This window comes from Alteromonas infernus (assembly GCF_902705815.1).
This window is the reverse complement of record NZ_CACSIG010000086.1, coordinates 35795-60121: the sequence shown is the minus strand read 5'-3', so window position 1 is coordinate 60121 and position 24327 is coordinate 35795. Positions and strand designations below refer to the sequence as shown.

At 44.4% G+C, this 24327-nt stretch carries 17 protein-coding genes and 2 pseudogenes; 6 read left to right on the top strand and 13 right to left on the bottom strand.

What is annotated here, in order from left to right; genetic code table 11:
• Positions 1–115 precede the first annotated feature (115 nt).
• The 10 genes and pseudogenes from pyrF to gyrA all read right to left on the bottom strand — a co-directional run bounded on the left by pyrF (position 116) and on the right by gyrA (position 13109).
• A complete protein-coding gene (pyrF, locus tag ACX5J7_RS19650; protein ID WP_287151490.1) occupies positions 116–814 on the bottom strand; it encodes an orotidine-5'-phosphate decarboxylase in 699 nt (232 codons plus the stop codon).
• Positions 815–820: 6 nt separating this feature from the next.
• A pseudogene (gene lapB, locus ACX5J7_RS19645) lies at positions 821–1991 on the bottom strand (lipopolysaccharide assembly protein LapB).
• Positions 1991–2248, bottom strand: coding sequence for a LapA family protein (locus tag ACX5J7_RS19640; RefSeq protein WP_020743697.1), 258 nt, complete (start codon positions 2246–2248; stop codon positions 1991–1993). Before ACX5J7_RS19640 ends, lapB begins: the two are co-directional and overlap by 1 nt.
• An 83-nt stretch (positions 2249–2331) precedes the next feature.
• Positions 2332–4674 (bottom strand): PilZ domain-containing protein, encoded by a 2343-nt coding sequence (locus ACX5J7_RS19635; RefSeq protein ID WP_024016376.1) that lies wholly within the window; start codon positions 4672–4674, stop codon positions 2332–2334.
• A 207-nt stretch (positions 4675–4881) separates the two neighbouring features.
• A complete protein-coding gene (gene ihfB, locus ACX5J7_RS19630; RefSeq protein ID WP_014949641.1) occupies positions 4882–5169 on the bottom strand; it encodes an integration host factor subunit beta in 288 nt (95 codons plus the stop codon).
• A 76-nt stretch (positions 5170–5245) separates the two neighbouring features.
• Positions 5246–6916: a 30S ribosomal protein S1 gene (gene rpsA, locus ACX5J7_RS19625; protein ID WP_015067325.1), complete on the bottom strand. Its 1671-nt coding sequence runs from the start codon at positions 6914–6916 to the stop codon at positions 5246–5248.
• A gap of 119 nt (positions 6917–7035) precedes the next feature.
• Positions 7036–7707: a (d)CMP kinase gene (gene cmk / locus ACX5J7_RS19620; RefSeq protein WP_015067326.1), complete on the bottom strand. Its 672-nt coding sequence runs from the start codon at positions 7705–7707 to the stop codon at positions 7036–7038.
• A 172-nt stretch (positions 7708–7879) separates the two neighbouring features.
• On the bottom strand, positions 7880–9163 hold the full coding sequence (gene aroA / locus ACX5J7_RS19615; RefSeq protein ID WP_141154038.1) for a 3-phosphoshikimate 1-carboxyvinyltransferase: 1284 nt from the start codon (positions 9161–9163) through the stop codon (positions 7880–7882).
• A gap of 1 nt (position 9164) precedes the next feature.
• Positions 9165–10250, bottom strand: coding sequence for a 3-phosphoserine/phosphohydroxythreonine transaminase (gene serC, locus ACX5J7_RS19610; RefSeq protein WP_020746049.1), 1086 nt, complete (start codon positions 10248–10250; stop codon positions 9165–9167).
• 144 nt (positions 10251–10394) lie between these two features.
• A complete protein-coding gene (gyrA, locus tag ACX5J7_RS19605) occupies positions 10395–13109 on the bottom strand; it encodes a DNA topoisomerase (ATP-hydrolyzing) subunit A (RefSeq protein WP_024016379.1) in 2715 nt (904 codons plus the stop codon).
• 302 nt (positions 13110–13411) lie between these two features.
• Here gyrA and ubiG point away from each other — a divergent pair, with 302 nt between their 5' ends.
• The 4 genes from ubiG to yfaE all read left to right on the top strand — a co-directional run bounded on the left by ubiG (position 13412) and on the right by yfaE (position 18524).
• Positions 13412–14116, top strand: coding sequence for a bifunctional 2-polyprenyl-6-hydroxyphenol methylase/3-demethylubiquinol 3-O-methyltransferase UbiG (gene ubiG, locus ACX5J7_RS19600; RefSeq protein ID WP_015067329.1), 705 nt, complete (start codon positions 13412–13414; stop codon positions 14114–14116).
• Positions 14117–14664: 548 nt separating this feature from the next.
• Positions 14665–16986, top strand: a complete 2322-nt coding sequence (gene nrdA / locus ACX5J7_RS19595) for a class 1a ribonucleoside-diphosphate reductase subunit alpha (protein WP_015067330.1) — start codon at positions 14665–14667, stop codon at positions 16984–16986.
• Positions 16987–17108: 122 nt separating this feature from the next.
• The gene (nrdB, locus tag ACX5J7_RS19590) at positions 17109–18239 is read left to right on the top strand and encodes a class Ia ribonucleoside-diphosphate reductase subunit beta (protein WP_012518616.1); all 1131 of its coding nucleotides are present in this window, start codon (positions 17109–17111) and stop codon (positions 18237–18239) included.
• A gap of 12 nt (positions 18240–18251) precedes the next feature.
• The gene (yfaE, locus tag ACX5J7_RS19585) at positions 18252–18524 is read left to right on the top strand and encodes a class I ribonucleotide reductase maintenance protein YfaE (protein ID WP_024016381.1); all 273 of its coding nucleotides are present in this window, start codon (positions 18252–18254) and stop codon (positions 18522–18524) included.
• 30 nt (positions 18525–18554) lie between these two features.
• Here yfaE and ACX5J7_RS19580 read toward each other — a convergent pair whose 3' ends face one another.
• Complete coding sequence (locus tag ACX5J7_RS19580) at positions 18555–18797, bottom strand: DUF2164 domain-containing protein (RefSeq protein ID WP_012518618.1); 243 nt, start codon at positions 18795–18797, stop codon at positions 18555–18557.
• Between the two features lie 275 nt (positions 18798–19072).
• Between ACX5J7_RS19580 and ACX5J7_RS19575 the strand changes: the two genes are divergently transcribed.
• On the top strand, positions 19073–19387 hold the full coding sequence (locus ACX5J7_RS19575; protein ID WP_012518619.1) for a hypothetical protein: 315 nt from the start codon (positions 19073–19075) through the stop codon (positions 19385–19387).
• 277 nt (positions 19388–19664) lie between these two features.
• On the top strand, positions 19665–20762 hold the full coding sequence (locus ACX5J7_RS19570; protein ID WP_012518620.1) for an NADH:flavin oxidoreductase: 1098 nt from the start codon (positions 19665–19667) through the stop codon (positions 20760–20762).
• Positions 20763–20807: 45 nt separating this feature from the next.
• On the opposite strand, the pseudogene ACX5J7_RS19565 reads toward ACX5J7_RS19570, so the two are convergent.
• Positions 20808–23163 (bottom strand): annotated as a pseudogene (locus ACX5J7_RS19565) (sensor domain-containing phosphodiesterase).
• 223 nt (positions 23164–23386) lie between these two features.
• Positions 23387–24262, bottom strand: coding sequence for a DMT family transporter (locus tag ACX5J7_RS19560; protein ID WP_024016383.1), 876 nt, complete (start codon positions 24260–24262; stop codon positions 23387–23389).
• Positions 24263–24327 lie beyond the last annotated feature (65 nt).

Below are 24327 nucleotides of genomic sequence, written 5' to 3'. Positions count from 1 at the left end.
CTTTTTTGTTTTAGCCTACAGTTTTGTATTTAGATACGTTATCAACAAAGCCGTGCTTGTAAACGCACCGCTAATCTAGCTCTAGCGCACTAAACATACCAATACATTGATGGTATCAGCCATTAAGCGAGGCGTTCACCGCTTTTAAAACCGCAATGGGGTCTTCTGCTTTCGTAATGGGCCGCCCCATTACCAAATAGCTCACGCCCGCTTTCATTGCATCAGGAGGTGTCATAACCCGCTTTTGATCGCCTACGTCTGCGCCTGCAGGACGAATACCAGGTGTCACTAGAAGGAAGTCGTCGCTATGTTTTTCACGCAACGCGCTGGCTTCTTGCGCTGAACAAACAATGCCGTCTAGCCCTGCTTTTTCTGTCAGTGCCGCCAAGCGCAGTACTTGTTGTTCTGGTGTTACGCCGCTTACCACATCCGCCAATTGCGCATTATCCATGCTGGTAAGTACGGTAACCGCAATAAGCTTAGTTTGAGGATTACTGCTTGTTGCAATGGCTTCTTTCGCCGCTTGCATCATAGGTAGACCGCCAGAAGCATGTACGTTTACCATCCACACACCAAGTTCCGCAGCGGCTTTACACGCTTTTGCCACAGTATTAGGTATATCGTGAAATTTAAGGTCCAGAAATACATCAAAGCCTTTTGCAATAAGCGCTTTTACGAATTCTGGGCCAAACAACGTGAACATCTCTTTGCCCACTTTTAGCTTGCATAAGCTTGGGTCTAATTTATCTACAAACGCTAATGCAGTGTCTTTATTGTCATAGTCTAAAGCAACAATAACGCGTGGGTCATGCATGTTCTGTTATTCTCCGTCTAGCCCTTTGATAGGTTTTACTACGCCCCACTTTTTACAGCTCGGGCACAGCCAATATAGTTTTCGGCCTGAAAAGCCACAACTTCCGCAGCGGTACTTAGGGCGCTGCAACATTTGCTTTTCTACTAACTCTTTTAACAAACGCAGGCTGTCTGCCGTGGTTTGATCTGTTAACTGGTCGATGTAAAGGCCCATTAGCGTTTTAAAGCCTCGCATAGTAGGCCTTTTGCGCAGCTGTTCAAGTAAATACTCTGCAGCCTGCGCTGTTTCACCACGCTTCATCAGCACATCTACCATAGCAAGGTATGAGGTGGCGCACTCTTGCCAATGGGCTTCTAAGTTTTTCTGAAAGCTTTCCCAGTCGTCGGTTTCTTCGGCAATTTTTTCTAGGCTAGGCACAGCTTCGCTGAACCAATTAATATCGCGCTCTGCAACTTGCGTGAAATAGGCATTCGCGTCAGTAAATCGTTTTTGCTCAAGGGCTATATCGCCTAGCATTAACCACGGCCTAACGGCATGCTCATCGGCGTTTACCGCTTTTTGCAATAGGGTTAATGCGGCCCCTTGGCTTTCGTTTTTAAGCTCTACCGCTGCCTGTTCGCAATAAAAACTGCGCTAAACGTTCACATACATCGTCATTATCGCCATGACATTGCACCATACGCTCGGCAAGCTCTATCGCTCGTTCCCACTCTTTGGTGGTTTGGTAAATGCTGAATAATTGCTGTTGGGCAACGAGGTAGTGCTTTTCGCTGTTTAATAGCTGAAGGAAGGCATTTTCTGCTCTTTCGAGAAACCCGGCTTGGGTGTAATCGTGACCGAGCTCTCTTAGCGCGTTTTCACGCTGAGCTGGTTGAAGCTCGTCTCGGCTTACTAAGTTCTGATGAACTTTTATCGCGCGGTCAATCTCTCCACGGTGGCGAAAGAAGCTTCCCATCGCAATATGGGTCTCTACCGTATCGCTATTCACATTAATCATTTTGATTAACGTGTCTACCGCTTTATCCGGCTGATCTGACAGCAGGAAATTCAAGCCTTTATAATAGTGCTTAGAAAGAATGCTCGACTGTTTGCGCTGCGCTTGACGGACACTATTTCGGCCCATTATCCAGCCATATCCTGCCGCGACAGGCAAAAGAAGAAACAGCAGTTCGAGCATTAGTGTTCTTGTTCCAAACTCTGTATTTTAGATTGAGCTGACATAAGTTGTACGCGTAATCGCAGCCAACTTACCAGCATGATCAAAATGCCAATACCCACGCCAATGGAGAGTGTAATCGCGATAACCGTAGATAAACGTAAGTTTGCTTGTGCAATCAGGTAATTTACCGTTACTTGCGCTTCATTTTGAGAACCAACCACAAACGCTATGGCAAGCAATACCAAAATAATGAGAAATGCTAGGATCCCTTTCAATACTAAACCCTTTTTTATTGATTTACTGATAAGAATAGCAAAATGCTAAAAGAGATAACACAAAAAGCGTGAGGGATTTGCGTTTAAGCCGCTCCCTCACCTTCGAGTTCTTGACGCTGAGGTTTTGCGATAAGATTATCGACAACTAAGTCGTGATGCAGTGCAGACATGTTAGTAATGAATATGCAATGTGTATAGCCGGCCTGCATGGTTTCAAGCTTGTCGTACATGGCTTTGTCAATTTTAGAAAGCTGAGCAAGCCGTTTCTTCGTTAGTGGCGTAATCGCGCCGTGACAACGAATAGCGGTAACATCGGTTGCACTAAGTTGTATTTTTCCTTCGTCTAACTGGGTTTTTATTTGGGTCCGTAGGCGAGAAAACAGAAAATCCCGCTCTTTAATGTAAACTAGTCTGTTATCACTCTTTCGCACGCAATGAACCACTAATGCCTGGTTTGACGTCTCTTTAAACATGCCTTCAAGAATTTGAGACTTAGGCTTTGCCTGTGCCTTGTCGGCAAAGAAACCGTGCAGAGGGATAATATTTTGAGTACGAGAAAACGGATACAGGTCGTCTGAGGTGTCGCTTTGATATACGGTTTTCAACCTGTCCAATGTAAACCGGTTCATAACACACAGTACCGACAGCGAAGGCATGTGCCTTACCGCAAGCTCCCAAATATAGCGATGAGTAGCACGCTGAATACGTGCTATATCTCGCACTTTGAAATACGCTGTGTTCTCTTCCACCATGTGATCGACATTAGAACCGACCTTTGCTTTACGGGTGTCTTCCATAAGGCAAAGTCTTACCGTGCCGGTGTCAGCCTGGTAATGAACGACTTTGTATTTTTCGCCCTTTATTTTAAGTTCCGGTACCGATACCCGTATTTCTTTTTGTAACTCGCTGTTTGGCGATACGATCAATTTCATACCGCTGGCACTTAAATCTGCCACGCGGGCATCAAGAGAAGAAAGTAACCCTACTTTTATCGACGCGGGCTTATCAATGACATAACGGGTTTCACTTCGCCTGTCCAAGTCCTCTTCCATTACATAGTCAATACGCCAGTTACTTCCACTAGCCTTAAGTGTCTTCGACAGGGGCTTAAAATCACACTTAGCCGAAAGCGTTAGATTAGTGAGGTAAGCTGAAACATCTTTGCAATAAAGGACATGAGAGATTTGCGCAAGCTGCTCAAATTCCTTGCTGGCAATATCGTGAATGGCGAAAGCTTTTTGTTTATCTTCTCTATTGACCCCTTCTAAACGGCAGTGGGTACAAATAAAATCACCACTCTTAACCAGTAAATAGACCAGTGCGTTTAGCTGCTTAATTTCCAATAGCTGACGGTGTGTGGCGGTAATTTGAACGTTTCCACTTTTGGTCTTAATGTTACCGTGAAATACATAGGCTTCGTTATACCTATGCAACTCTTCAACCAGCGTTGCGAAAATGGGTTTATCGTGAAGACTCGACAGGAGCTTTTCTGCGTTGTTATGTTCAACATTGGCCTTAGTAAAAAGCGCGATAAGCGGTTTCAGCGACTTCTTATCTGGCGCGAGAAAAACGGGCAACCATGGGCTATTTTCTAAAATGCGATCTCGCTCTAGCTCTTGCATAGCCCGCTCTATTTCTAAATCTCGTTGCAAAGGCTGTTTATAAGAGGTTATTGCCACATAGCGTTTAAGCGTAGCAATGAATGTGTCATCAACATCAGCATGAAATGAGAATGATGACTCATATTTTCCCAGATGTTTGTTGTATTTTACTGATTCCAACTCTAGCTTTATTTCCGTAGGCTCTTTTGTTAAGCCTTTCACTTCGGGAACAGTGAACGTTAGAATGTCTCCAGTCGAAGCATTCGGCGGCCTCTTCGTTTCAAGAGAAATACCTTTGTGTGACATTGAACTGATTGAGCAATGACGGCCTTTCTCAAAGTCAGGTGAAGATATCGTAAAGTTAGGTCGAACGGCAATGTCGTCGCCAAAGTCTATGTCAGTAAAGGACTGGCTTTCGACATTAAAGGCATCGACAATTTTTTTGAATTGCTCTCTTTTTATTTGGTTTTGGTAGAAGTCGGAGTTCATGACCGACTCAAACACACCAACGGTGTATCTATCTTGGTAAAGAGACGTTTCGTCTTTGAGTATTTGCGCACCAACTTTATCAAGGCGCATTTGCACCCCGAAATGCTTAAACTTCATCACAGGGAATTGCGCGAACGCCGAGTTATCCGCGGGGGCATCGGTTAATGAAGTAAGGCGAACCACTTCTTCTTTCACGACTTTGCGGACACTACTAGGGAGTCGCTTCGAAAACTTGTTAATTCCTTCTAACAGTTTGTTTTGTTGTTCATAAGGAATTAAAGCACGTATGAGCGGCTGGTATTGTTTTATTATTGCTTGTTCATCGCCGGCTGACATTACTTCATGAATATCGTTTTTTGTTATTCAAGTAATATATAACCCTATTAAAGCCGGGGTCAATAGACATTAAAAATTAAACAAAAGTATATTTACTATTACGTAAACATAGCACCGTAATAATGAACTGACTTATCCACTTATGCTTACCTAACATCAAATGCTAGATACAAAAAAGCCGCTTTCCAGCGGCTTTTAAAAAATGCATTATGCGATTGAGGCGTCTACCCTTTCGCGAAGTTCCTTACCAGGCTTAAAGTGCGGTACATACTTACCATCTAACTTTACGGTTTCACCCGTTTTAGGGTTTCTACCTACGCGAGGTGCGCGGTAGTGAAGCGAAAAGCTACCAAAACCTCTAATTTCAATACGCTCACCCTTTTGAAGTGTTTGCGCCATTTGTTCTAGAAGTTCTTTAATTGCCAGTTCGAGTTCTTTCGCCGGAATATGACGCGCTTGATCCGCGAGCCGTTCAATTAATTCAGACTTGGTCATGTTTAACCTCATTGTCAATATTATTGTTTAAACAGCTATCGCGAATAGGGTGTGCGTGTGCACACCCACAAAAGCATTATTCGCCTTTAGCAGCTTTAAATGCTTCTGCCATCGCGTTAGCGAAACCAACATCTTCTTGCTGGTTAACTTTGTCGATAGCTTCTTTTTCGTCAGCCTGATCTTTCGCTCTAACAGATAGGTTAACAGTGCGGTTCTTACGGTCAACGCCCATAAACTTCGCTTCGATGCTATCACCAACGCTTGCTACTTCTGTTGCGTCTTCAACACGCTCTACAGCAAGATCTGCAACGCGGATGTAGCCGTCAACTTCTTCAGCTAGGTTTACAGTAACGCCTTTCGCATCAACTGCTGTTACTGTACCAGTAACGATAGCACCTTTCTTGTTATCTGTCAGATACTTGTTGAAAGGATCTTCTTCGATTTGCTTAACGCCAAGCGAGATACGCTCACGCTCTGGGTCGACTTGTAGTACAACAGCAGAGATTTCGTCGCCTTTCTTGTAGTCGCGAACCGCGTCTTCACCAGACTTGTTCCAGCTGATGTCAGAAAGGTGAACTAGACCGTCGATGCCGCCGTCAAGACCGATGAAGATACCGAAATCAGTAATTGACTTGATCTTACCAGACACTTTGTCACCTTTTTCGTGTGACTCAGCAAATGTTTCCCAAGGGTTAGCAATACATTGCTTAAGACCTAAAGAAATACGACGACGCTCTTCGTCAATTTCAAGAACCATTACATCTACAGTGTCACCTAGGTTGACAACTTTAGATGGGTGGATGTTCTTGTTAGTCCAGTCCATTTCAGAAACGTGTACAAGACCTTCTACGCCATCTTCGATTTCTACGAAGCAACCGTAATCAGTTAGGTTAGTAACCTGACCGTTGATCTTAGTACCTTCTGGGTAACGAGACGCAATTTCTTGCCATGGATCGTTGCCCATTTGCTTCATACCAAGAGAAACGCGCTGCTTCTCTTTGTCGAACTTAAGTACTTTAACGTTGATTTCGTCACCAACATTCACGATTTCACTTGGGTGCTTAACGCGCTTCCAAGCCATATCAGTGATGTGTAGAAGACCGTCTACGCCACCAAGGTCAACGAACGCACCGTAATCGGTAAGGTTCTTAACGATACCCTTGATTTCGTGACCTTCTTCAAGGTTAGCAAGAAGCGTTTCGCGCTCTGCGCTGCTTTCTGCTTCGATAACTGCACGACGAGAAACAACAACGTTGTTACGCTTAGCGTCTAGCTTGATAACTTTAAATTCAAGCTCTTTGCCTTCAAGGTGTGTAGTGTCACGTACTGGACGTACGTCAACTAGTGAACCAGGAAGGAACGCGCGTACACTGTTAACTTCAACAGTGAAACCGCCTTTAACTTTACCGTTGATAACGCCTTTAATAGTCGCTTTATCATCGTAAGCTTTTTCCAGCTCAACCCACGCTTCGTGACGCTTCGCTTTTTCGCGAGAAAGGATAGTTTCACCGAAACCATCTTCAACTGCATCTAGTGCTACGTCTACTTGGTCACCGATAGCGATTTCTAATTCGCCTTCAGCGTTTTTAAATTGGTCAGCTGGGATAGCACTTTCTGATTTCAAGCCTGCATCAACAAGAACGATGTCTTTGTCGATAGAAACAACAGTACCTTTTACAATTGAACCAGGACGTGTTTCTAGTTCTTGTAAGCTTTCTTCAAAAAGTTGTGCAAAATTTTCAGTCATAAGTCTCAAATAAACTTTTAAGTTGATATCCACGCTTCTTATCCGGATAACGCGGGGTTATTAAATTTAGTCGCCACTTCCTGTAGCAACACTGCTTTGGATGCGATCAGCTCTCGTCATTAAAGGCGTGAGGAAATAATATCCATCGCTTTTTCAAAGACTTGGTCAATGTCCAAGTCCGTTGAATCTATAATTACTGCATCTTGTGCCGGTACCAGTGGAGCCACTGCACGTTGAGTATCGCGCTCGTCTCTTGCCTTGATATCGGTTAAAAGGCGCGCAATATTAACATCCATGCCCTTTGCTTTCAACTGGCTATAACGGCGCTCAGCACGGGCTTCTGCGCTAGCGGTAAGAAAAATCTTTACCGGCGCATCTGGAAATACTACCGTGCCCATGTCGCGGCCATCTGCAACAAGACCTGGATCTTGTTGAAAAGCGCGCTGTCTGCGCAATAAAGCTTCACGTACACGCGGTAGCGCAGCTACTTTAGAAGCCACAGCACCGACTTCTTCTGTGCGAATATCGTCTGTGACATCTTCGCCTTCCAGAATAATGCGCGTTGAATCGCCATTCGTCTCGAAACTCACATCAAGACCGGTTGCTAGAGGAACAACACATTCTTCATCATCACACGGTAGGTCGTGGTGAAGTGCAGCTACTGCCAATACGCGGTAAATTGCACCGCTATCAAGAAAGTGCCACCCTAATTTCTTTGCTAACAAGCTACTTAACGTACCTTTGCCAGCACCACTAGGACCGTCAACCGTGACTACGGGTGTGGAATGCATACCTGCTCCATCGTTTAAATTACTAAAAAATCGCGCGTAATTATACGCTTTAGTGCAAGATAAGCAATGCCACCTAGCGTAGGTGGCATTGTACATTTGGCTAATGCTGATATAGATCAACCCATCGACTCACCAAAGTTTATTCGATGGGTTTTATATTTAAGCGGTGTATTTACGCACTATATAATGTTTTAAAGCGCGTGAAGTAGTCAGGGAAGGTTTTGCGCGTACAACCTGGGTCGTTAATCGTCACAGGCGTATCGCTAAGCGCGACTAACGAAAAACACATGGCAATACGATGATCGTTATACGTATCTATTTCTGCGTGTTTCAACGAGTCAGTTGGCCACACAGTGATGTAGTCATGGCCCTCTTCCACCTTAGCCCCTAACTTTTGTAACTCTGCAGCCATGGCAGCTAAACGGTCGGTTTCTTTAACGCGCCAGTTATAGATGTTTGTCATGGTGGTTGGACCTTCGGCAAACAGCGCTGTAGTCGCAATGGTCATGGCCGCATCAGGAATATGGTTCATATCCATATTCACCCCTTTAAGCGGTGCGCCGGTGACTTCCACATATTCATCGTTCCAGACTACTTTCGCGCCCATCGCTTCAAGCACATCTGCAAAGCGAATGTCACCTTGAATGCTATTTTGACCGATTCCGGTTACGCGTACCGTGCCGCCTTTAATAGCGCCCGCTGCAAGGAAGTAAGATGCAGACGATGCATCCCCTTCTACCATAAATTTACCAGGGGCAACGTACTTAGCCTCACCAGAAACGGTAAACGTTTGATAGTTGTCGTTGTCTACCGACACGCCAAACTTTGCCATGGTGTCTAACGTAATATCGATATACGGTTTAGACACTAATTCGCCTTTAATGCGGATAGTAACATCACCAGAAAAAAGCGGAGCCGCCATTAAAAGCGCAGTTAGAAACTGACTTGATACACTGCCATCTACCGACATTTCACCACCGTTTAAGGTCTTGCCCTTAATTTGTAGCGGTGGATAACCTTCGTTTTTTAAGTAGGTAACGTCAGCTTGTGCCTCACGCAGTGCATCTACCAAATCACCAATTGGGCGTTCTTCCATGCGCGGCTCACCGGTTAGCACAGTATCCACATTGCTTGCAGCTAGCGCTGCGCACAAAGGACGCATAGCTGTTCCGGCATTACCTAAAAAAAGCTCAAGGGGTTCGGCCACATTAAATGCACCGCCGTTTCCCTGCACCACACATTGGGTTTTATCTTCACTAAGACGATAGTTTATTCCCAACTTAGTCAGGGCATTTAGCATATGCTCAATGTCTTCGCTATCGAGCAAATTGGTCAGTTCAGTTTCACCCTCTGCTAACGCAGCTAGAAGTAGTGCGCGGTTAGACAGACTTTTTGAACCAGGTACATTGACCTCTCCCGATACTTTTGCAATCGGGTCTAATGTTAACTGCTCCATTTTATCCATTCACTCTTTCAAATTCGCGCATAAATTCAACTAGCGCAACTATGCCCTCTACAGGCATTGCATTATAAATACTGGCACGCATGCCCCCTACCGAACGGTGCCCCTTCAATGCAAGCAAACCCGCTTCCTGAGATTGTTTCAAGAATAGGCTGTCTAGCTCAGGGTCAGCTAAATGAAACGGTACATTCATCTTTGAGCGATTGTCTGGGTGTACTTTACTTGAGTAGAAGTCAGAGCTATCGATAGCAGAATATAAAAGTGCAGCCTTCTCGGCATTGCGCTTCGCCATTGCATCAACACCGCCCTTCTCTTTTAGCCATTCAAACACTAACCCTGCTAAGTACCACGAGAAAGTAGGCGGCGTGTTGTACATAGAATCTGACTTTGCCGCTAGTGCATAGTCGAAGATTGAAGGGGTTTCCTTGCGCGCTTTACCCACAAGGTCTTCACGTACAATTACTACAGACAAACCACTCGGACCGATATTTTTTTGTGCGCCAGCGTAAATGACACCATGCTTAGCCACATCCAATGGTTGTGACAAGATAGTAGAAGACATGTCAGAAACAAGCGGTACTTTGCCAGACTCTGGCAGCCAGTCATAAGCGATGCCGTCTACCGTTTCGTTTGGACAGAAGTGATAGTAGGCCGCAGATTGGTCAATATCAGTGAGTTGTGGTGGCGCAATGTAGTGAAGCCCACCTTTTTCAGATACGTTGCCAACTACTACTGCGTTGTTGTACTTTTCTGCCTCGCTAACAGCGCCTTTAGACCACGAGCCGCTCACTAGGTGAAGACTGGTATCATTTGGGTTCGATAGATTGAGGGGTACGGCGGCAAACTGGCCCCGGCCGCCACCATGTGTGAATAACACATGGTAGTTAGCGGGTATAGAGAGAAGATCGCGAAGATCTTGTTCCGCTTTCGCTGCTATTTCAATGAAGTCTTTGCCGCGGTGACTGACTTCCATCACAGAGCAGCCTAAGTCGCGCCAATTTGTAAATTCTGACTGAGCCTGTTCCATTACTTCTTTTGGAAGCATTGCCGGGCCCGCACTAAAGTTAAAAACTTCTTTCATCGCGTTTTTCAACACCTGTAGATAATTACCGTTTAACGCACGATTTTTGCAATGTTTCGTGGTCTATTAGGTAAACAAGCGGCAAAAGCCGCTTGTTTTAAAGAACACTGATAATGCGCTACACCTAACGCGAGCGCGCTATCCCTACTCTTCTGTCGTTGAGCCTTCACCGTCTTCTGCGGCGTTATCTTGCTCTTGAACAGCAGTTTCTGCTTGTTCTGATGCATCTTCAGGAATAATCAAGTTACCGTCTTCATCAAACGCTTGTAACTCTTCTACTTCTTCAATGCGTTGTAAACCTACAACATGCTCGCCTTCAACAGTACGTATTAAGCGTACACCTTGCGTGTTTCGACCTACTACTGACACTTCGCTAACACGAGTACGCACTAACGTACCCTGGTCACTAATAAGCATAATTTCATTGGTATCGTCCACTTGGACCGCACCAACCACTTTACCATTACGCTCAGACACCTTAATTGATACAACACCCTGTGTTGCACGGCTCTTCGCTGGGTAATCTTCAAGTGGCGTACGCTTACCAAATCCGTTTTCCGTCGCAGTCAAAACAGGCCCATCACCTTTTGGAACAATCAGTGATACCACTTTTTGACCGTCCTGAAGACGAATACCGCGAACACCGGTTGCGGTACGTCCCATTGGACGTAGTGCTAATAGCTCTTCACCGGTTTCAGGATCGCGTTTCACTTCGCCCGTTTCACTGTCGCGAAGCTTTTCGTTAAAGCGAACCACTTTACCTGCGTCAGAAAACAGCATGATGTCATCGTCACCATGGGTGATATCAACACCAATAAGCTCATCACCTTCATTCAGGTTTACGGCAATAATACCGCTTGAACGTGGGCGAGAATATAGGCTTAGGTCGGTTTTCTTCACTGTACCGTTGGCTGTTGCCATCAATACATATTTGCCTTCTTCAAACTCTTTAATTGGAAGAATAGCGGTAATACGCTCGTTATCTTCTAATGGAAGAATATTCACAATTGGACGTCCACGAGCATTTCGGCTTGCAAATGGCAATTGATACACTTTCAACCAATATAAGCGACCACGGGTTGAGAAGCACAAAATATGATCGTGGGTATTGGCCACAAGTAGTCGTTCGATGATATCTTCATCTTTCATCTTAGTAGCCGATTTGCCTCGCCCACCACGGCGTTGCGCTTCGTAATCCGTCAGCTTCTGATATTTCACATAGCCTTCGCGAGAAAGCGTAACAACAACGTCTTCCTGCTCAATAAGGTCTTCAATATCTATGTCGTGACTTGCAGCGGTAATTTCGGTACGACGCTCGTCGCCGAACTCGTCACGTATCTTTTCAAGCTCTTCTTGAATGACTTCCATCAAACGCTCAGGGCTATTTAGAATGTGAAGTAATTCAGCGATAAGTTCAAGAAGCTGCTTGTATTCTTCAAGGATCTTCTCATGCTCAAGACCCGTTAGCTTGTGTAAACGAAGGTCAAGAATAGCTTGCGCTTGTTGCTCAGTTAAGTAGTACTTGCCGTCGCGAATACCAAACTCAGGCATTAACCAGTCAGGGCGTGCAGCATCATCACCGGCACGCTCTAGCATTTGAGAGACGTCGCCTAAATCCCAACCTTGCGCAACAAGTGACTTCTTCGCATCTGCCGGGCTTTGTGACGCTTTAATCAACTCGATAATTGGATCGATGTTGGCAAGCGCAATGGCCAAACCTTCAAGGATGTGGGCACGGTCACGGGCTTTACGCAGTTCAAATACAGTGCGGCGGGTAACCACTTCACGGCGGTGAAGAATAAAGCATTCTAACGTTTCTTTAAGGTTAAATACTTTTGGCTGACCGTTGTCTAACGCAACCATATTAATACCAAATACCGTTTGAAGCTGGGTATTGGCATATAAATGATTTAGCAGTACTTCTGCTGATTCGTTGCGTTTAACCTCAATAACAATACGCATACCGTCTTTATCAGACTCGTCGCGCAGTGCAGAAACACCTTCTATACGCTTCTCTTTTACCAGTTCAGCAATCTTTTCGATAAGACGTGCTTTATTGACCTGGTAAGGAATTTCGTTAACAACAATAGTTTCTTTGCCGTTTGCATCGGTCTCTATTTCCGCCTTAGCGCGAAGGTAAATTTTACCACGACCAGTGCGGTACGCATCTTCAATGCCTTTACGACCGCTGATCATTGCCGCTGTTGGGAAATCTGGCCCCGGTATATGCGTCATCAGGTCATCAATCGTAATTGATGGGTCTTGGATTAGCGCAACACAGCCATTAATCACTTCAGTGAGGTTATGCGGTGGAATGTTCGTTGCCATACCAACTGCGATACCTGAAGAACCGTTTACTAGGAGGTTTGGTACTTTGGTAGGTAATACCTCAGGAATATATTCTGTGCCGTCATAGTTAGGCACAAAATCAACGGTTTCCTTATCTAAGTCGGCAAGAAGTTCGTGAGCGATTTTAGCCATGCGAACTTCGGTGTAACGCATTGCCGCTGCAGAATCGCCGTCGACAGAGCCGAAGTTACCTTGCCCATCTACGAGCATGTAGCGAAGTGAGAACGGCTGAGCCATACGAACAATAGTGTCGTAAACTGCAGAGTCACCGTGAGGGTGATATTTACCAATTACGTCACCTACCACACGGGCAGATTTTTTGTATGGCTTGTTAAAGTCGTTTTTAAGTTCGTTCATTGCGAACAGCACACGACGGTGCACTGGCTTCAAGCCATCTCTTACATCAGGCAAGGCTCGCCCGACAATAACGCTCATCGCGTAATCGAGGTAGGAGTTCTTTAACTCTTCCTCAATATTAACGGGGAGGATTTCTTTAGCGTTATCAGACATAAACTGCTTAATCCCTTTATTTTGGTTTGTTCTGCGTTATCCACTACCTCACCTTACATCAATGTTAAAGCGAGGCGTGGGCGCGCACTATTGTTATTATGTGGGTCATAATCGTGCTTCGAGTGTACCACTTGATGACAGAATTATGTAGCGCTTAATTACGCTTATTAATCAACAAAAAGACAAGCGATTATTTTTCGCTCACCCAGTCCTATAAAAAGGCTAATTCTGTTTAAAAACAGTAAAACACAAACCCAATTTGCGATATCTTAAAAAGAGATAGTTTAAGGATTGTTTTAGCCATGACGAATGTAGATCAACAAGAAATAAACAAGTTTTCCGAGCTTGCCTCTCGCTGGTGGGATCCAGAGGGTGAGTTCAAACCATTGCACCTTATTAACCCCCTTCGCTTAGACTTTATCAACCAACATAGTGAAGGCCTTTTCGATAAACAGGTGGTTGATATTGGCTGTGGTGGCGGTATTTTAGCAGAGTCAATGGCGCGAGCGGGCGCTAAGGTGACGGGTCTGGATATGGCTGAAGCCTCGTTAGAAGTAGCTAAATTGCACGGTTTAGAATCGGGCGTAAAGGTTGACTATGTGTGCTCGACCGCCGAAGCATTTGCAGAAGCGAATGAAGCGAAATTTGACGTAGTAACCTGTATGGAAATGTTAGAGCACGTACCAGACCCTGCATCTGTGGTTATGGCCTGCGCTAAATTAGTTAAACCGGGTGGTCACGTTTTCTTTTCTACGCTAAATAGGAACATAAAGTCCTACTTAATGGGCATAGTGGGCGCTGAATATGTACTTAAATTGGTACCTAAAGGGACGCACGATCACAGTAAGTTCATTAAGCCTTCAGAGCTTATGGCAATGACAGATCAAGCCGGTCTTTTACCAAGAGACATGACAGGCTTGCATATGGACCCGATTTCCCAAGGCTTTTATCTTTCGTCTAATAATGTAGACGTTAACTACTTACTATATACAGTTGCGCAAAACTAAATTAACACTATATATTGGGTTGCGCTGATATTTTAAACACCATATATCGTGTTTATCTAAAAATAAAATTCTAAGAATAAATTAATTTTTAACGCGAAGATTTTATTTAAAAGGCTTGCAATCCCGATATTTTACGCTTGTAGAACGCTAAAAAGTTAGTTGTTACTAACATAAATTTCATGCCAGCTTGAGTGCTTGAAATACCACCAGATATTGGGTTGCATTACGGGTCAAACCTCACTATCTTGTGTTTAGTTCAGCACGGGATCCCAACCGTAGAAATCGGGATCGCCCGATCGCACAAAAAAGCAAATGAAGTTATTCATTTAATTAACGCGATATCAATCTCGCTGAAAGATAAAAGCAGTAAAAGAATTTAAAAAGCAGTCTCTACTTTATACTTTTTAAGTATCGGTTTAGGCCGCTTTCGTGTGTGTTGTTACCTGGCGTGAGCCAATTAGCATAACAGCGTCACGTAAATAAATTAAAACGAAAATGGGCATTACATAGCCCACGCATCAAGCGCTAACAGACAAACGGCCAGTAACATGAACAACAACTTATTCGTCACCAAACGCAACGGTGAAAAAGAGTCCATCGACTTAGAAAAGATCCACAAAGTCGTTACATGGGCAGCCAAAGGACTTAACAATGTTTCTGTTTCACAAGTTGAAATAAAGGCACAAATTCAGTTCTATGACGGTATCAATACCAGCGAGATCCACGAAACACTGATTAAGTCAGCGGCTGACCTGATCTCAACTGATGCGCCAGATTATCAGTACTTGGCTGCGCGTTTAGCTATCTTCCACCTTCGCAAGAAAGCCTACGGACAGTTTGAGCCGCCAGCGCTGTTTGAACACGTTGGAAAGATGGTTGATATGGGTAAGTACGACAAGCATTTGCTTGAAGACTACACCCCAGAAGAATTTGCTGAAATGGACACTTACATCGACCATTGGCGCGATATGAACTTCAGCTATGCGGCAGTGAAGCAGCTAGAAGGTAAGTATCTGGTCCAAAACCGTGTTACAGGTGAAATATACGAAAGTGCGCAGTTCTTATATATTTTAGTGGCAGCGTGTCTTTTTGCGAATTATGACAAAGCAACACGAATGGACTATATCCGTCGCTTTTACGATGCTGCTTCAACATTCAAGCTATCGCTACCTACCCCAATCATGGCAGGTGTGCGCACGCCAACCCGTCAGTTCAGTTCATGCGTACTGATTGAAACCGGTGATAGCCTAGACTCTATCAATGCAACAGCAAGTGCTATCGTAAAATACGTAAGTCAACGTGCCGGTATTGGTGTAAATGCGGGCCGCATTCGCGCGCTGGGCAGCCCAATTCGCGGTGGTGAAGCGTTCCACACCGGTTGTATCCCATTTTACAAGTACTTCCAAACTGCCGTAAAAAGCTGTTCACAAGGTGGTGTGCGCGGTGGCGCGGCTACGTTGTTCTACCCTATCTGGCATATGGAAGTTGAATCGCTGTTGGTTCTTAAGAACAACCGTGGTGTTGAAGAAAACCGTGTACGTCACCTAGATTACGGTGTTCAGTTCAATAAGCTAATGTACCAGCGCATGATGAAAGATGGCTACATTTCATTATTTAGCCCGTCTGATGTACCTGGTCTTTACGATGCGTTCTTCGCTGATCAAGAGAAATTCGAAGAACTGTACGTAAAATATGAAAACGACGACAGCATTCGCAAAAAGCAAATCAAAGCCATGGAGTTGTTTAGCTTGTTCATGCAAGAGCGTGCGAGCACCGGTCGTATCTATCTTCAAAACGTAGACCATTGTAATACACACAGCCCGTTTAACCCTGAAGTTGCACCAGTTCGTCAAAGCAACCTGTGTCTTGAAATTGCACTACCGACTAAGCCACTTCAGCACGTTAATGATGAAAACGGCGAAATTGCCCTTTGTACGCTATCCGCGTTTAACTTAGGTGCCATTAAATCTGTTGATGAGTTTGAAGAACTTGCTGACCTTGCGGTACGCGCGCTAGATAACCTACTTGATTACCAAGACTACCCTGTTCCGGCTGCTTACAATGCAACTATGGGCCGCCGTACACTGGGTGTGGGCGTTATTAACTTTGCGTACTACCTTGCTAAAAACGGTGTTAAGTATTCAGATCACAGTGCGAACGGTCTAGTTCATCGTACGTTTGAAGCAATGCAGTACTATCTACTGAAAGCGTCGAACAACCTAGCGAAAGAAAAAGGTGCGTGTCCTAAGTTTAACGAAACCACGTACTCGCAAGGTATCATGCCAATAGACAGCTACAAGAAAGATCTTGATAGCGTGTGTAATGAACCGCTCCATTACGATTGGGATGCGCTACGTGAAGAGATTAAGACGCATGGTCTGCGTAACTCCACCCTATCTGCATTAATGCCATCAGAGACATCGTCTCAGATTTCAAATGCGACTAACGGTATCGAGCCACCACGTGGGTTTATCAGTATCAAGTCGAGTAAAGACGGGGTACTTAAACAAGTAGTACCTGAGTACGAAACATTAAGAGACCAATACGAGCTACTTTGGGATATCCCTTCAAACGATGGTTACCTGCAACTTGTGGGTATCATGCAGAAGTTTATCGACCAAACTATCTCAGCGAATACGAACTACGACCCAAGTCGTTACGAAGGTAACAAGGTACCGATGAAATTACTTCTGAAAGACCTTCTTACTACGTACAAGCTTGGTGTTAAAACACTTTATTATCATAACACTCGTGACGGTGCATCAGACACCTCGGCGCTAGACGCTAAAGCCAACGAGCCTATGCCACGTCAAGAAGAAGTGGTTGTAGAGGAAGATGATGATTGTGCAGGCGGCGCGTGTAAGATATAAACCGCGCGCTCCTGTTTAAGTGGCAAGTGCATACAAGGTATTGCTGCACTTGCCATTGACGTTTCGCAGCAAGAACACAAACAATAATACGCGTTAATCATTAAGTTTTTAGTTAGGCCATCATGAAATACACTACGTTTAATCAGCAAAGTACAAATCCATTGATCGAGCCGATGTTTTTCGGTAATCCCGTAAACGTTGCACGCTACGACCAGCAAAAGCATGCCATTTTCGAAAAGCTTATTGAGAAACAAATTAGCTTTTTTTGGCGTCCTGAAGAAGTTGACGTTTCTCGTGACCGGGTTGATTTTCAGAAATTAACCGATCCAGAAAAGCACATATTCATTTCAAACCTTAAGTATCAGACCCTTTTAGACTCGGTACAAGGTCGTAGTCCGAATATTGCGTTCTTGCCAATTATCTCACTACCCGAGTTGGAAACTTGGGTTGAGACGTGGTCGTTTTTCGAAACGATTCACTCGCGCTCGTATACCCATATTTTGCGTAACCTGTTTTCAGACCCAAGTGAGATATTTGAAGATATCGTGGTTAACGATGAAATTAAGCGCCGTGCGGCGGATATTTCTAAGTATTACGATGACCTCATTTTCGCCACTCAGCTTTGGCAGACACAAGGTGAAGGTGTTCATACCGTTAATGGTACGGCATACACGATTAATATGTATGAGCTTAAAAAGAAGCTATACCTTTGCATGAACTCGGTAAATGCACTTGAAGCCATTCGCTTCTACGTATCTTTTGCCTGTACCTTCGCTTTTGCCGAGCGTAAGCTAATGGAAGGTAACTCTAAAATCATTCGATTAATTGCACGCGATGAGAACCTTCATTTGTCTTCAACACAGCACATTCTTAACCTGTGGGCGAAGGGTAAAGATGACCCTGAAATGGCGCAGATTGCACAAGAGTGCAAAGAAGAAGCGCGCGCTATTTTCATGAATGCGGTTGAGCAAGAAAAAGAGTGGGCGGATTATTTGTTTAAAACCGGTTCGATGATTGGCCTAAACAAAGAAATCCTCTGCCAATATGTTGAGTATATTGCTAATCAGCGTATGTCTGCTATTGGCCTGGACACACCGTTTGATATTAGCAGTAATCCACTTCCATGGATGAACAATTACTTAAACTCAGACAACGTTCAAGTTGCCCCTCAAGAGTCTGAAATTAGCTCTTACCTTGTTGGACAAATTGATTCTGCGGTAAGCGAAGACGACTTTGCTGATTTTGAGCTGTAAAACCACAGCTTAATGAGCAGTGACGAAAAATCCGTCCGCATCGATGTTGTCGATGTGGGCGCGATTCATACCCCCTCTGATAAAACCATTTTAAGCGCTCTTGAAGCAGCAGACGTTCATATTCACTACCACTGCCGTGAAGGCTTTTGTGGTGCATGCCGAACAAAGCTGATTGAAGGCGAAGTGGAGTACACCACTGATCCCCTCGCCTTTATTGACGACGATGAAATTCTTCCCTGCTGTTGTGTAGCTAAATGCCCGTTAAAAATCAAAGTACCGCTGTAACCTTTTTATTCATCACGCTTATTATCACTCTCACAGCACTTTTTCGATGGCATATAGCTCTTCATCAATAACCTGTAAGCGCGATGCAACGACTGCTCTAGCGTCGTTTACCCCTTTGTTGTAAAACGATGCGCCCATTTCCTTACTAATGAAATCCAGAAGAAACTCGCCGTCGAACTGACCAAGCTCAACGCTTAATTCATCATCAAAATATCGTTGCAATTTAGCAACTAATACGCCTTTTTCCTCACGCGAAAATACAATATCACTCATTGCGCTGCCCCAATTCTTGTTTATTAACTATCTGATTAGCAGTAAGTTTAAAACGTAACATAACCGAACGCACGCTTATTAAGCATTTGATAACTTATCTTGTTCACCCTGGTACAGTTTTCGCTGTATCACTATCATGCTGCTATTTTACGTTCGCCAATTTTCAATTTTGAAAAAGGCTTGTAGCGTATAAGATTCAAGGCTCTTGGTCTTAGTACACCTTTGCTGCACGATAAAATTAGTGTAACGCTTTCATGTATTATGTGAGGATGACAATGAAAATTTTACCATTGCTAAGTATTTCCGCAGTATTAGCATTAATTAGCTTGCCCGCGAATTCCACTACGAACAATGGGCACAAGGATAAATCTCTGCCTCCAGGTATAGCGAAAAAATATGATCGAACAGGTGAGTTACCGCCGGGTTGGGAAAAAAAGTTAGCCGTCGGAAAGCGTCTAGACAGAGATATTTATAAACATGCGCGAGTTGTTGTGCCATTAGGTAAAGAAGGTACAGTTACGGTACGTATTGAAAATAAAGTGGTGAGACTCATCCAAGCCACAAGAGAAATTGTTGAAATTTTGGATTAGAGAACGCAATTTCTCAATATGAGGCTTTATTGTTTAATTTTACTTATGGCTTACTATCAACATTAGAAAATTGACTTACCCCCCCGCCTCAGTAGTATCAGGCATACAACGTGAACCTTTTAATTTGCCAATGTTATTAATGGTGTGTAAGGCACTAAGCCATTGAAACATCAGGCTACTTGTCAATTTGGCGCTTTTTAAGCCAAAGCGGCATGTTTTGTTTCTATGGGCAAAACGCAGAAGGTCATACAAGCACAACAAAACTCAGGAATAGAAAATGCCAGCAAACGCACTGTTTAAGCCTTATTCACAAGGCAACCTTTCGTTGACCAACCGTATTGTTATGGCCCCGATGACCCGTCAGTTTTCACCTAACGGCGTACCTACCAGCGACGTGGCAGGGTATTACAAACGTCGTGCGCAAGGTGGCACAGGACTAATTATTACCGAGGGCACCACAGTTAACGATAAAGTCGCAACAATGGATGCCAATATTCCCCAATTTCATGGCGAAGAGGCGTTAACAGGTTGGAAAAATGTGGTAGACGAGGTTCACAGTGTAGGCGGGAAAATTATGCCGCAACTGTGGCACGTGGGTATGGCACGGGTTGCAGAAAAAGCGCCCTACCCTGAACTTTCAAGTGCGGGGCCTTCAGGGTTGTTTAAACCCGGTAAACAAGGCGCCGAGCCTATGACTGAAGAACACATTGAATCAGTGATAGCGGCCTTCGCGCAAGCTGCTGCCGATGCCAAGTCTATAGGTATGGATGGTGTCGAGATTCACGGTGCGCATGGTTACCTTATCGACCAGTTCTTCTGGGAAGGCACGAACCAACGCACTGATAGCTGGGGCGGTAGTATGGATAACCGTGGTCGATTTGCTGTAGAGATCATAAAAGCGATACGCGCCGCCACCGGCCCTGACTTTCCTATTGTGCTTCGTTACTCTCAGTGGAAACAGCAAGATTACACGGCACGACTTGCTACTACCCCTCAAGAGTTAGAGCAATTCCTTATGCCACTCAGTAGCGCTGGTGTAGACATATTTCACTGTTCACAACGCCGTTATTGGGAAAGCGAATTCGATGGAAGCGACCTTAACCTTGCTGGATGGACGAAAAAAATCACAGGGAAACCAACCATCACCGTTGGCTCTGTTGGCCTTAACGACGACTTCTTCGGCGCGTTTAAAGGTCAGGACTCTAGTACTCGAGCTGTAGATGATTTACTCGAGCGTTTAGAGGAGGGTGAGTTTGATTTGGTTGCCGTAGGCAGAGCGCTGCTGCAAGACCCGAACTGGGCAAACAAAATCAAAGAGAACCGAACAGACGAGTTAGAGCAATATTCAGGTAAGGCGCTAGCTAGTTTGTCGTAGTAGCCTAGGCATATCGTGATCAATTCACTAGCGCGTTAGTTCGCGCTAGTGGGCTTTCAGAAAAGCTTCAAAATTTGTTTTACTCATCGGCCTAGCAATGAAGTAACCTTGACCAAAGTCACAGCCCATATTATTGAGTATGTCATATTGCTCTTGGGTTTCGACACCTTCAGCAACCACTTTGATACCGAGCTTTTTCGCCATAACGATAATGGCTTCACACAGCACTTTATCGTTACTAACGTCGGTCATCGTTTTCACAAAGCTTTTATCAATTTTTAAGTAGTCGGTAGGCAACTTTTTCAAATACGATATCGACGAGTAGCCCGTACCAAAGTCATCAAGTGCTATATCTACACCCGCTTGTCTAAATTGAAATAACTTTTTAGAAACATTTGTATCTGCTTCCATCAGAAGGTTTTCTGTCACTTCGAGCAAAATTGACCGTGCCGCAATGTTTTCATCCAATAAGCGAGTGAGCCAATCAGTGATACTCGTTTCTTGCTGAAAATATTGACTGGGCGAAGTATTAATACTTATCTGTAATTCACGACAATAGTGAGTTTGCCAGCGCTTCACATTTTTACATACTTCTTCGAACACCCAATTGCTGATTTCGATGATTAAGCCCGACTCTTCCGCTAAGGGAATAAATTCATCTGGCGCAATACGCCCCTTCTCTGGATGCTGCCACCTAAGTAACGCTTCTGCTTTGATTGCCTTACCGTCTTTAAAAGACGTGATAGGCTGATACTCAATGAATAACTCATCGTTTTGAATTGCATAACGAAGGTCGTTCAGCAAGGTTATGCGCTTGACGGCAACCGCTTGCATGTCTTGAGTATAGTATTTATAGCTATTTTTACCGAGATCTTTAGCCCCGTACATTGCTTGATCCGCGTTTTTTAACAGCCCTTTTATGTCACGAGCGTCGTCGGGGTATAGCGTAACGCCTAAACTTGCGCTGGTATGTACTCGCTCAACATTTATTAGGTATGGCTTTAAAATAACGTCTAGAATTTTCTGTACAACAATGTCGATAGAACTCAGGGTTTCTATACTGTTTAGAATAACCACAAACTCATCTCCACCTAGCCGGGAAACGGTATCATTGGCTCTTAAACATTGCTTTATTCGCTCAGCGCATTCAATAAGAAGCTGATCTCCTACATCATGGCCGAGCGTGTCATTAATATCCTTAAAATTATCTAAATCGAGAAAAGCGACTGCCACTCTGTCACCTTCCCTATCAGCTGTTTTTAAAGCTAACTGGAGGTGGTCGAGCATCAGGTTTCGGTTAGGTAAGCCCGTAAGCGTGTCGAAGTTTGCTTGCTTCCAGATAAGCTCGCTAGCACGCTCCCGTTCAATAGCAATACTGGCTATATGTGCAAATTGTTCAATCAGCACGACTTCTTCAGGGGTGGGTACAGCTTTATAGCGATGATAAATAGCGAATGTACCTATTACCTCTGAGCTGGCACCTCTAATGGGCTGAGACCAACAGGCGGCTACACCAGCCCGAGCCGCTATCTCTTTATAGTCATGCCAAAAGGTATGGGTGCTAATGTCTTCTACGATGGTTGGCGCGTTAGTGGCCGCCGTATTACCACATGCTCCAACGCCCTCACCAATTTCTACACCATCTATGGCATCGTTATAAAAACTCAGGCAATGAAGGTGCCGCGCCTTTCGTGAGCTTCCCATCTTCAAGAAGCAAAATGCTGCAAATTTTTTCTGGATACTCAGATTCAATAGCATTTACGATGTCAAACAGTACGCTGTGTAACGATTCAGCATTAACGACCTTTTCTAATATAGCGCTTCTTACATTCGTAATTTTCTGCGTTTGTGCCAACCGAGTTTGATACTCTTCAAGTTGCTCCGACAGCGCTGAGTATTCTTTTTTACATAGTTCGGATTGCGCCATCTCCGCTAAACTTTTTAATTGGAATATTTCGTCTGCGGAAAAAATACGTGGCTCTGAATCAAATACACACAAAGCCCCTACTGCCTGACCGTCCACAACAAGGCTTACACCTGCGTAAAAGCGAACATAAGGTTCACCAATAACAAACGGGTTTTGTTCAAAGCGCGGATCTTTTTTCGTATCTGGGATAATTAATGCATCGTCTTGCGAGATAGTATGGTTGCAAAACGCGACTTATCTACCCGATTCACTCAACTCAAGATTTACAGCAGACTTAAACCACTGTCTGTCCGCGTCAATTAGCGTAATTGAAGAATAACGACAGTTAAATACACTGCTAGCTAAGCGTGTAATTCTATCGAAGCGCTCATCCTTCGGCGTATCCAGCAGACCCAATCGCTTGAGCGTCGCTATCCTCTCAGGCTCATTAGATATGACATTAGATAGACCCAAAGTTTGCTTTCCTTTTAGCACTACTACGTTTTCTTTACTCGACACTGCCGTCTAAAATATAGTTCGAAAGTTCGAAAACGTTAACATTACTTGTGCATAAAAAACATTTCTCTTTAGTCTACAAGTAGTGAACACATAGGACGTTGCCTACAATCTATTTGGCCCAGACAGCCGCTTTATTACGGCGTGTCGCTATCACAGCGAATTTTTTTACACCTTTTCCACATCAAAACACAGTGCTAAATCAGTTTTTTATTACCAAATAAATACCGCCTAACGTCATCACTGAGGCGATGGTAATTTGCAAGCTTAGTTGCTCTCCTAGAACGGCCCACCCCATTAGTGTGGCAAGTACTGGAACACTTAACTGAACGGTGGCTGCCGTTGTCGACTTTATAAGCGGTAATGCACTATACCAGATAGCATAGCCACAGCCTGACGCTACTACGCCAGAGGCTATGGCGTATAACAACCCCTTGGTGTCTAAAACTAGGTTAAAGCCAATCATAAAATGAACGACAACGCCAAGCACAAAACATAACACGGTGGCGTAAACAAAATTGCCCGACGTAGCTAAAAGCGCAGACGAACTTTTTTTGCCTAATAGAGAATACACTCCCCAAGACATCCCAGCAGCAACCATAATCACACCTGCCAATAGCGGCGGCGCCGACGCGCTAGGTAATAGTAGGATAACCAGCCCCGCAAAAGCTAAAATAAAACCTAGCCATTGGAGGAACTTAAAACGTTCACCAGACGCTAACCCAAAAGAAATCATGGTTAATTGAACCGCGCCAAATAACAACAGCGCACCGGTACCTGTAGACATCGACACATAAGCGTAGGAAAAGCATAAGGCATATAAAAATAATGTTAGGCCACCTAGCAAATTTGCATTATTTTTGAGCCCCTGCCATAGATTCTTATACGGCCCCGTGGTTAAAACCCGGTGCTTTAACACAAAAGATAGGAACAGCAGCGCCCATGCCCCGCTTGATAACCGCACTGCAGTAAAACTAGCTGGATCAATTGACGTATGGGCAAGGGCCATTCTACAAAGCAGTGAGTTTGCCGCAAATGCGACCATGGCAATTGCTACCAGTAAAAATGGTTTAAACAATGCGCGTCTCCCTTATGCTGGGCATGAATATTAGCTTTTCGGTGGCTTCAACAGCGTCACCCGCA

Bases quoted from the DNA above. Each gene is read 5' to 3' on its own strand.
- pyrF (WP_287151490.1), bottom strand. From the start codon at position 814: ATGCATGACCCACGCGTTATTGTTGCTTTAGACTATGACAATAAAGAC.
- aroA (WP_141154038.1), bottom strand. From the start codon at position 9,163: ATGGAGCAGTTAACATTAGACCCGATTGCAAAAGTATCGGGAGAGGTC.
- nrdA (WP_015067330.1), top strand. From the start codon at position 14,665: ATGAACAACAACTTATTCGTCACCAAACGCAACGGTGAAAAAGAGTCC.
- ACX5J7_RS19635 (WP_024016376.1), bottom strand. From the start codon at position 4,674: ATGTCAGCCGGCGATGAACAAGCAATAATAAAACAATACCAGCCGCTC.
- yfaE (WP_024016381.1), top strand. From the start codon at position 18,252: ATGAGCAGTGACGAAAAATCCGTCCGCATCGATGTTGTCGATGTGGGC.
- ACX5J7_RS19580 (WP_012518618.1), bottom strand. From the start codon at position 18,797: ATGAGTGATATTGTATTTTCGCGTGAGGAAAAAGGCGTATTAGTTGCT.
- ihfB (WP_014949641.1), bottom strand. From the start codon at position 5,169: ATGACCAAGTCTGAATTAATTGAACGGCTCGCGGATCAAGCGCGTCAT.
- ACX5J7_RS19575 (WP_012518619.1), top strand. From the start codon at position 19,073: ATGAAAATTTTACCATTGCTAAGTATTTCCGCAGTATTAGCATTAATT.
- ubiG (WP_015067329.1), top strand. From the start codon at position 13,412: ATGACGAATGTAGATCAACAAGAAATAAACAAGTTTTCCGAGCTTGCC.
- cmk (WP_015067326.1), bottom strand. From the start codon at position 7,707: ATGCATTCCACACCCGTAGTCACGGTTGACGGTCCTAGTGGTGCTGGC.
- serC (WP_020746049.1), bottom strand. From the start codon at position 10,250: ATGAAAGAAGTTTTTAACTTTAGTGCGGGCCCGGCAATGCTTCCAAAA.
- nrdB (WP_012518616.1), top strand. From the start codon at position 17,109: ATGAAATACACTACGTTTAATCAGCAAAGTACAAATCCATTGATCGAG.
- ACX5J7_RS19570 (WP_012518620.1), top strand. From the start codon at position 19,665: ATGCCAGCAAACGCACTGTTTAAGCCTTATTCACAAGGCAACCTTTCG.
- rpsA (WP_015067325.1), bottom strand. From the start codon at position 6,916: ATGACTGAAAATTTTGCACAACTTTTTGAAGAAAGCTTACAAGAACTA.
- gyrA (WP_024016379.1), bottom strand. From the start codon at position 13,109: ATGTCTGATAACGCTAAAGAAATCCTCCCCGTTAATATTGAGGAAGAG.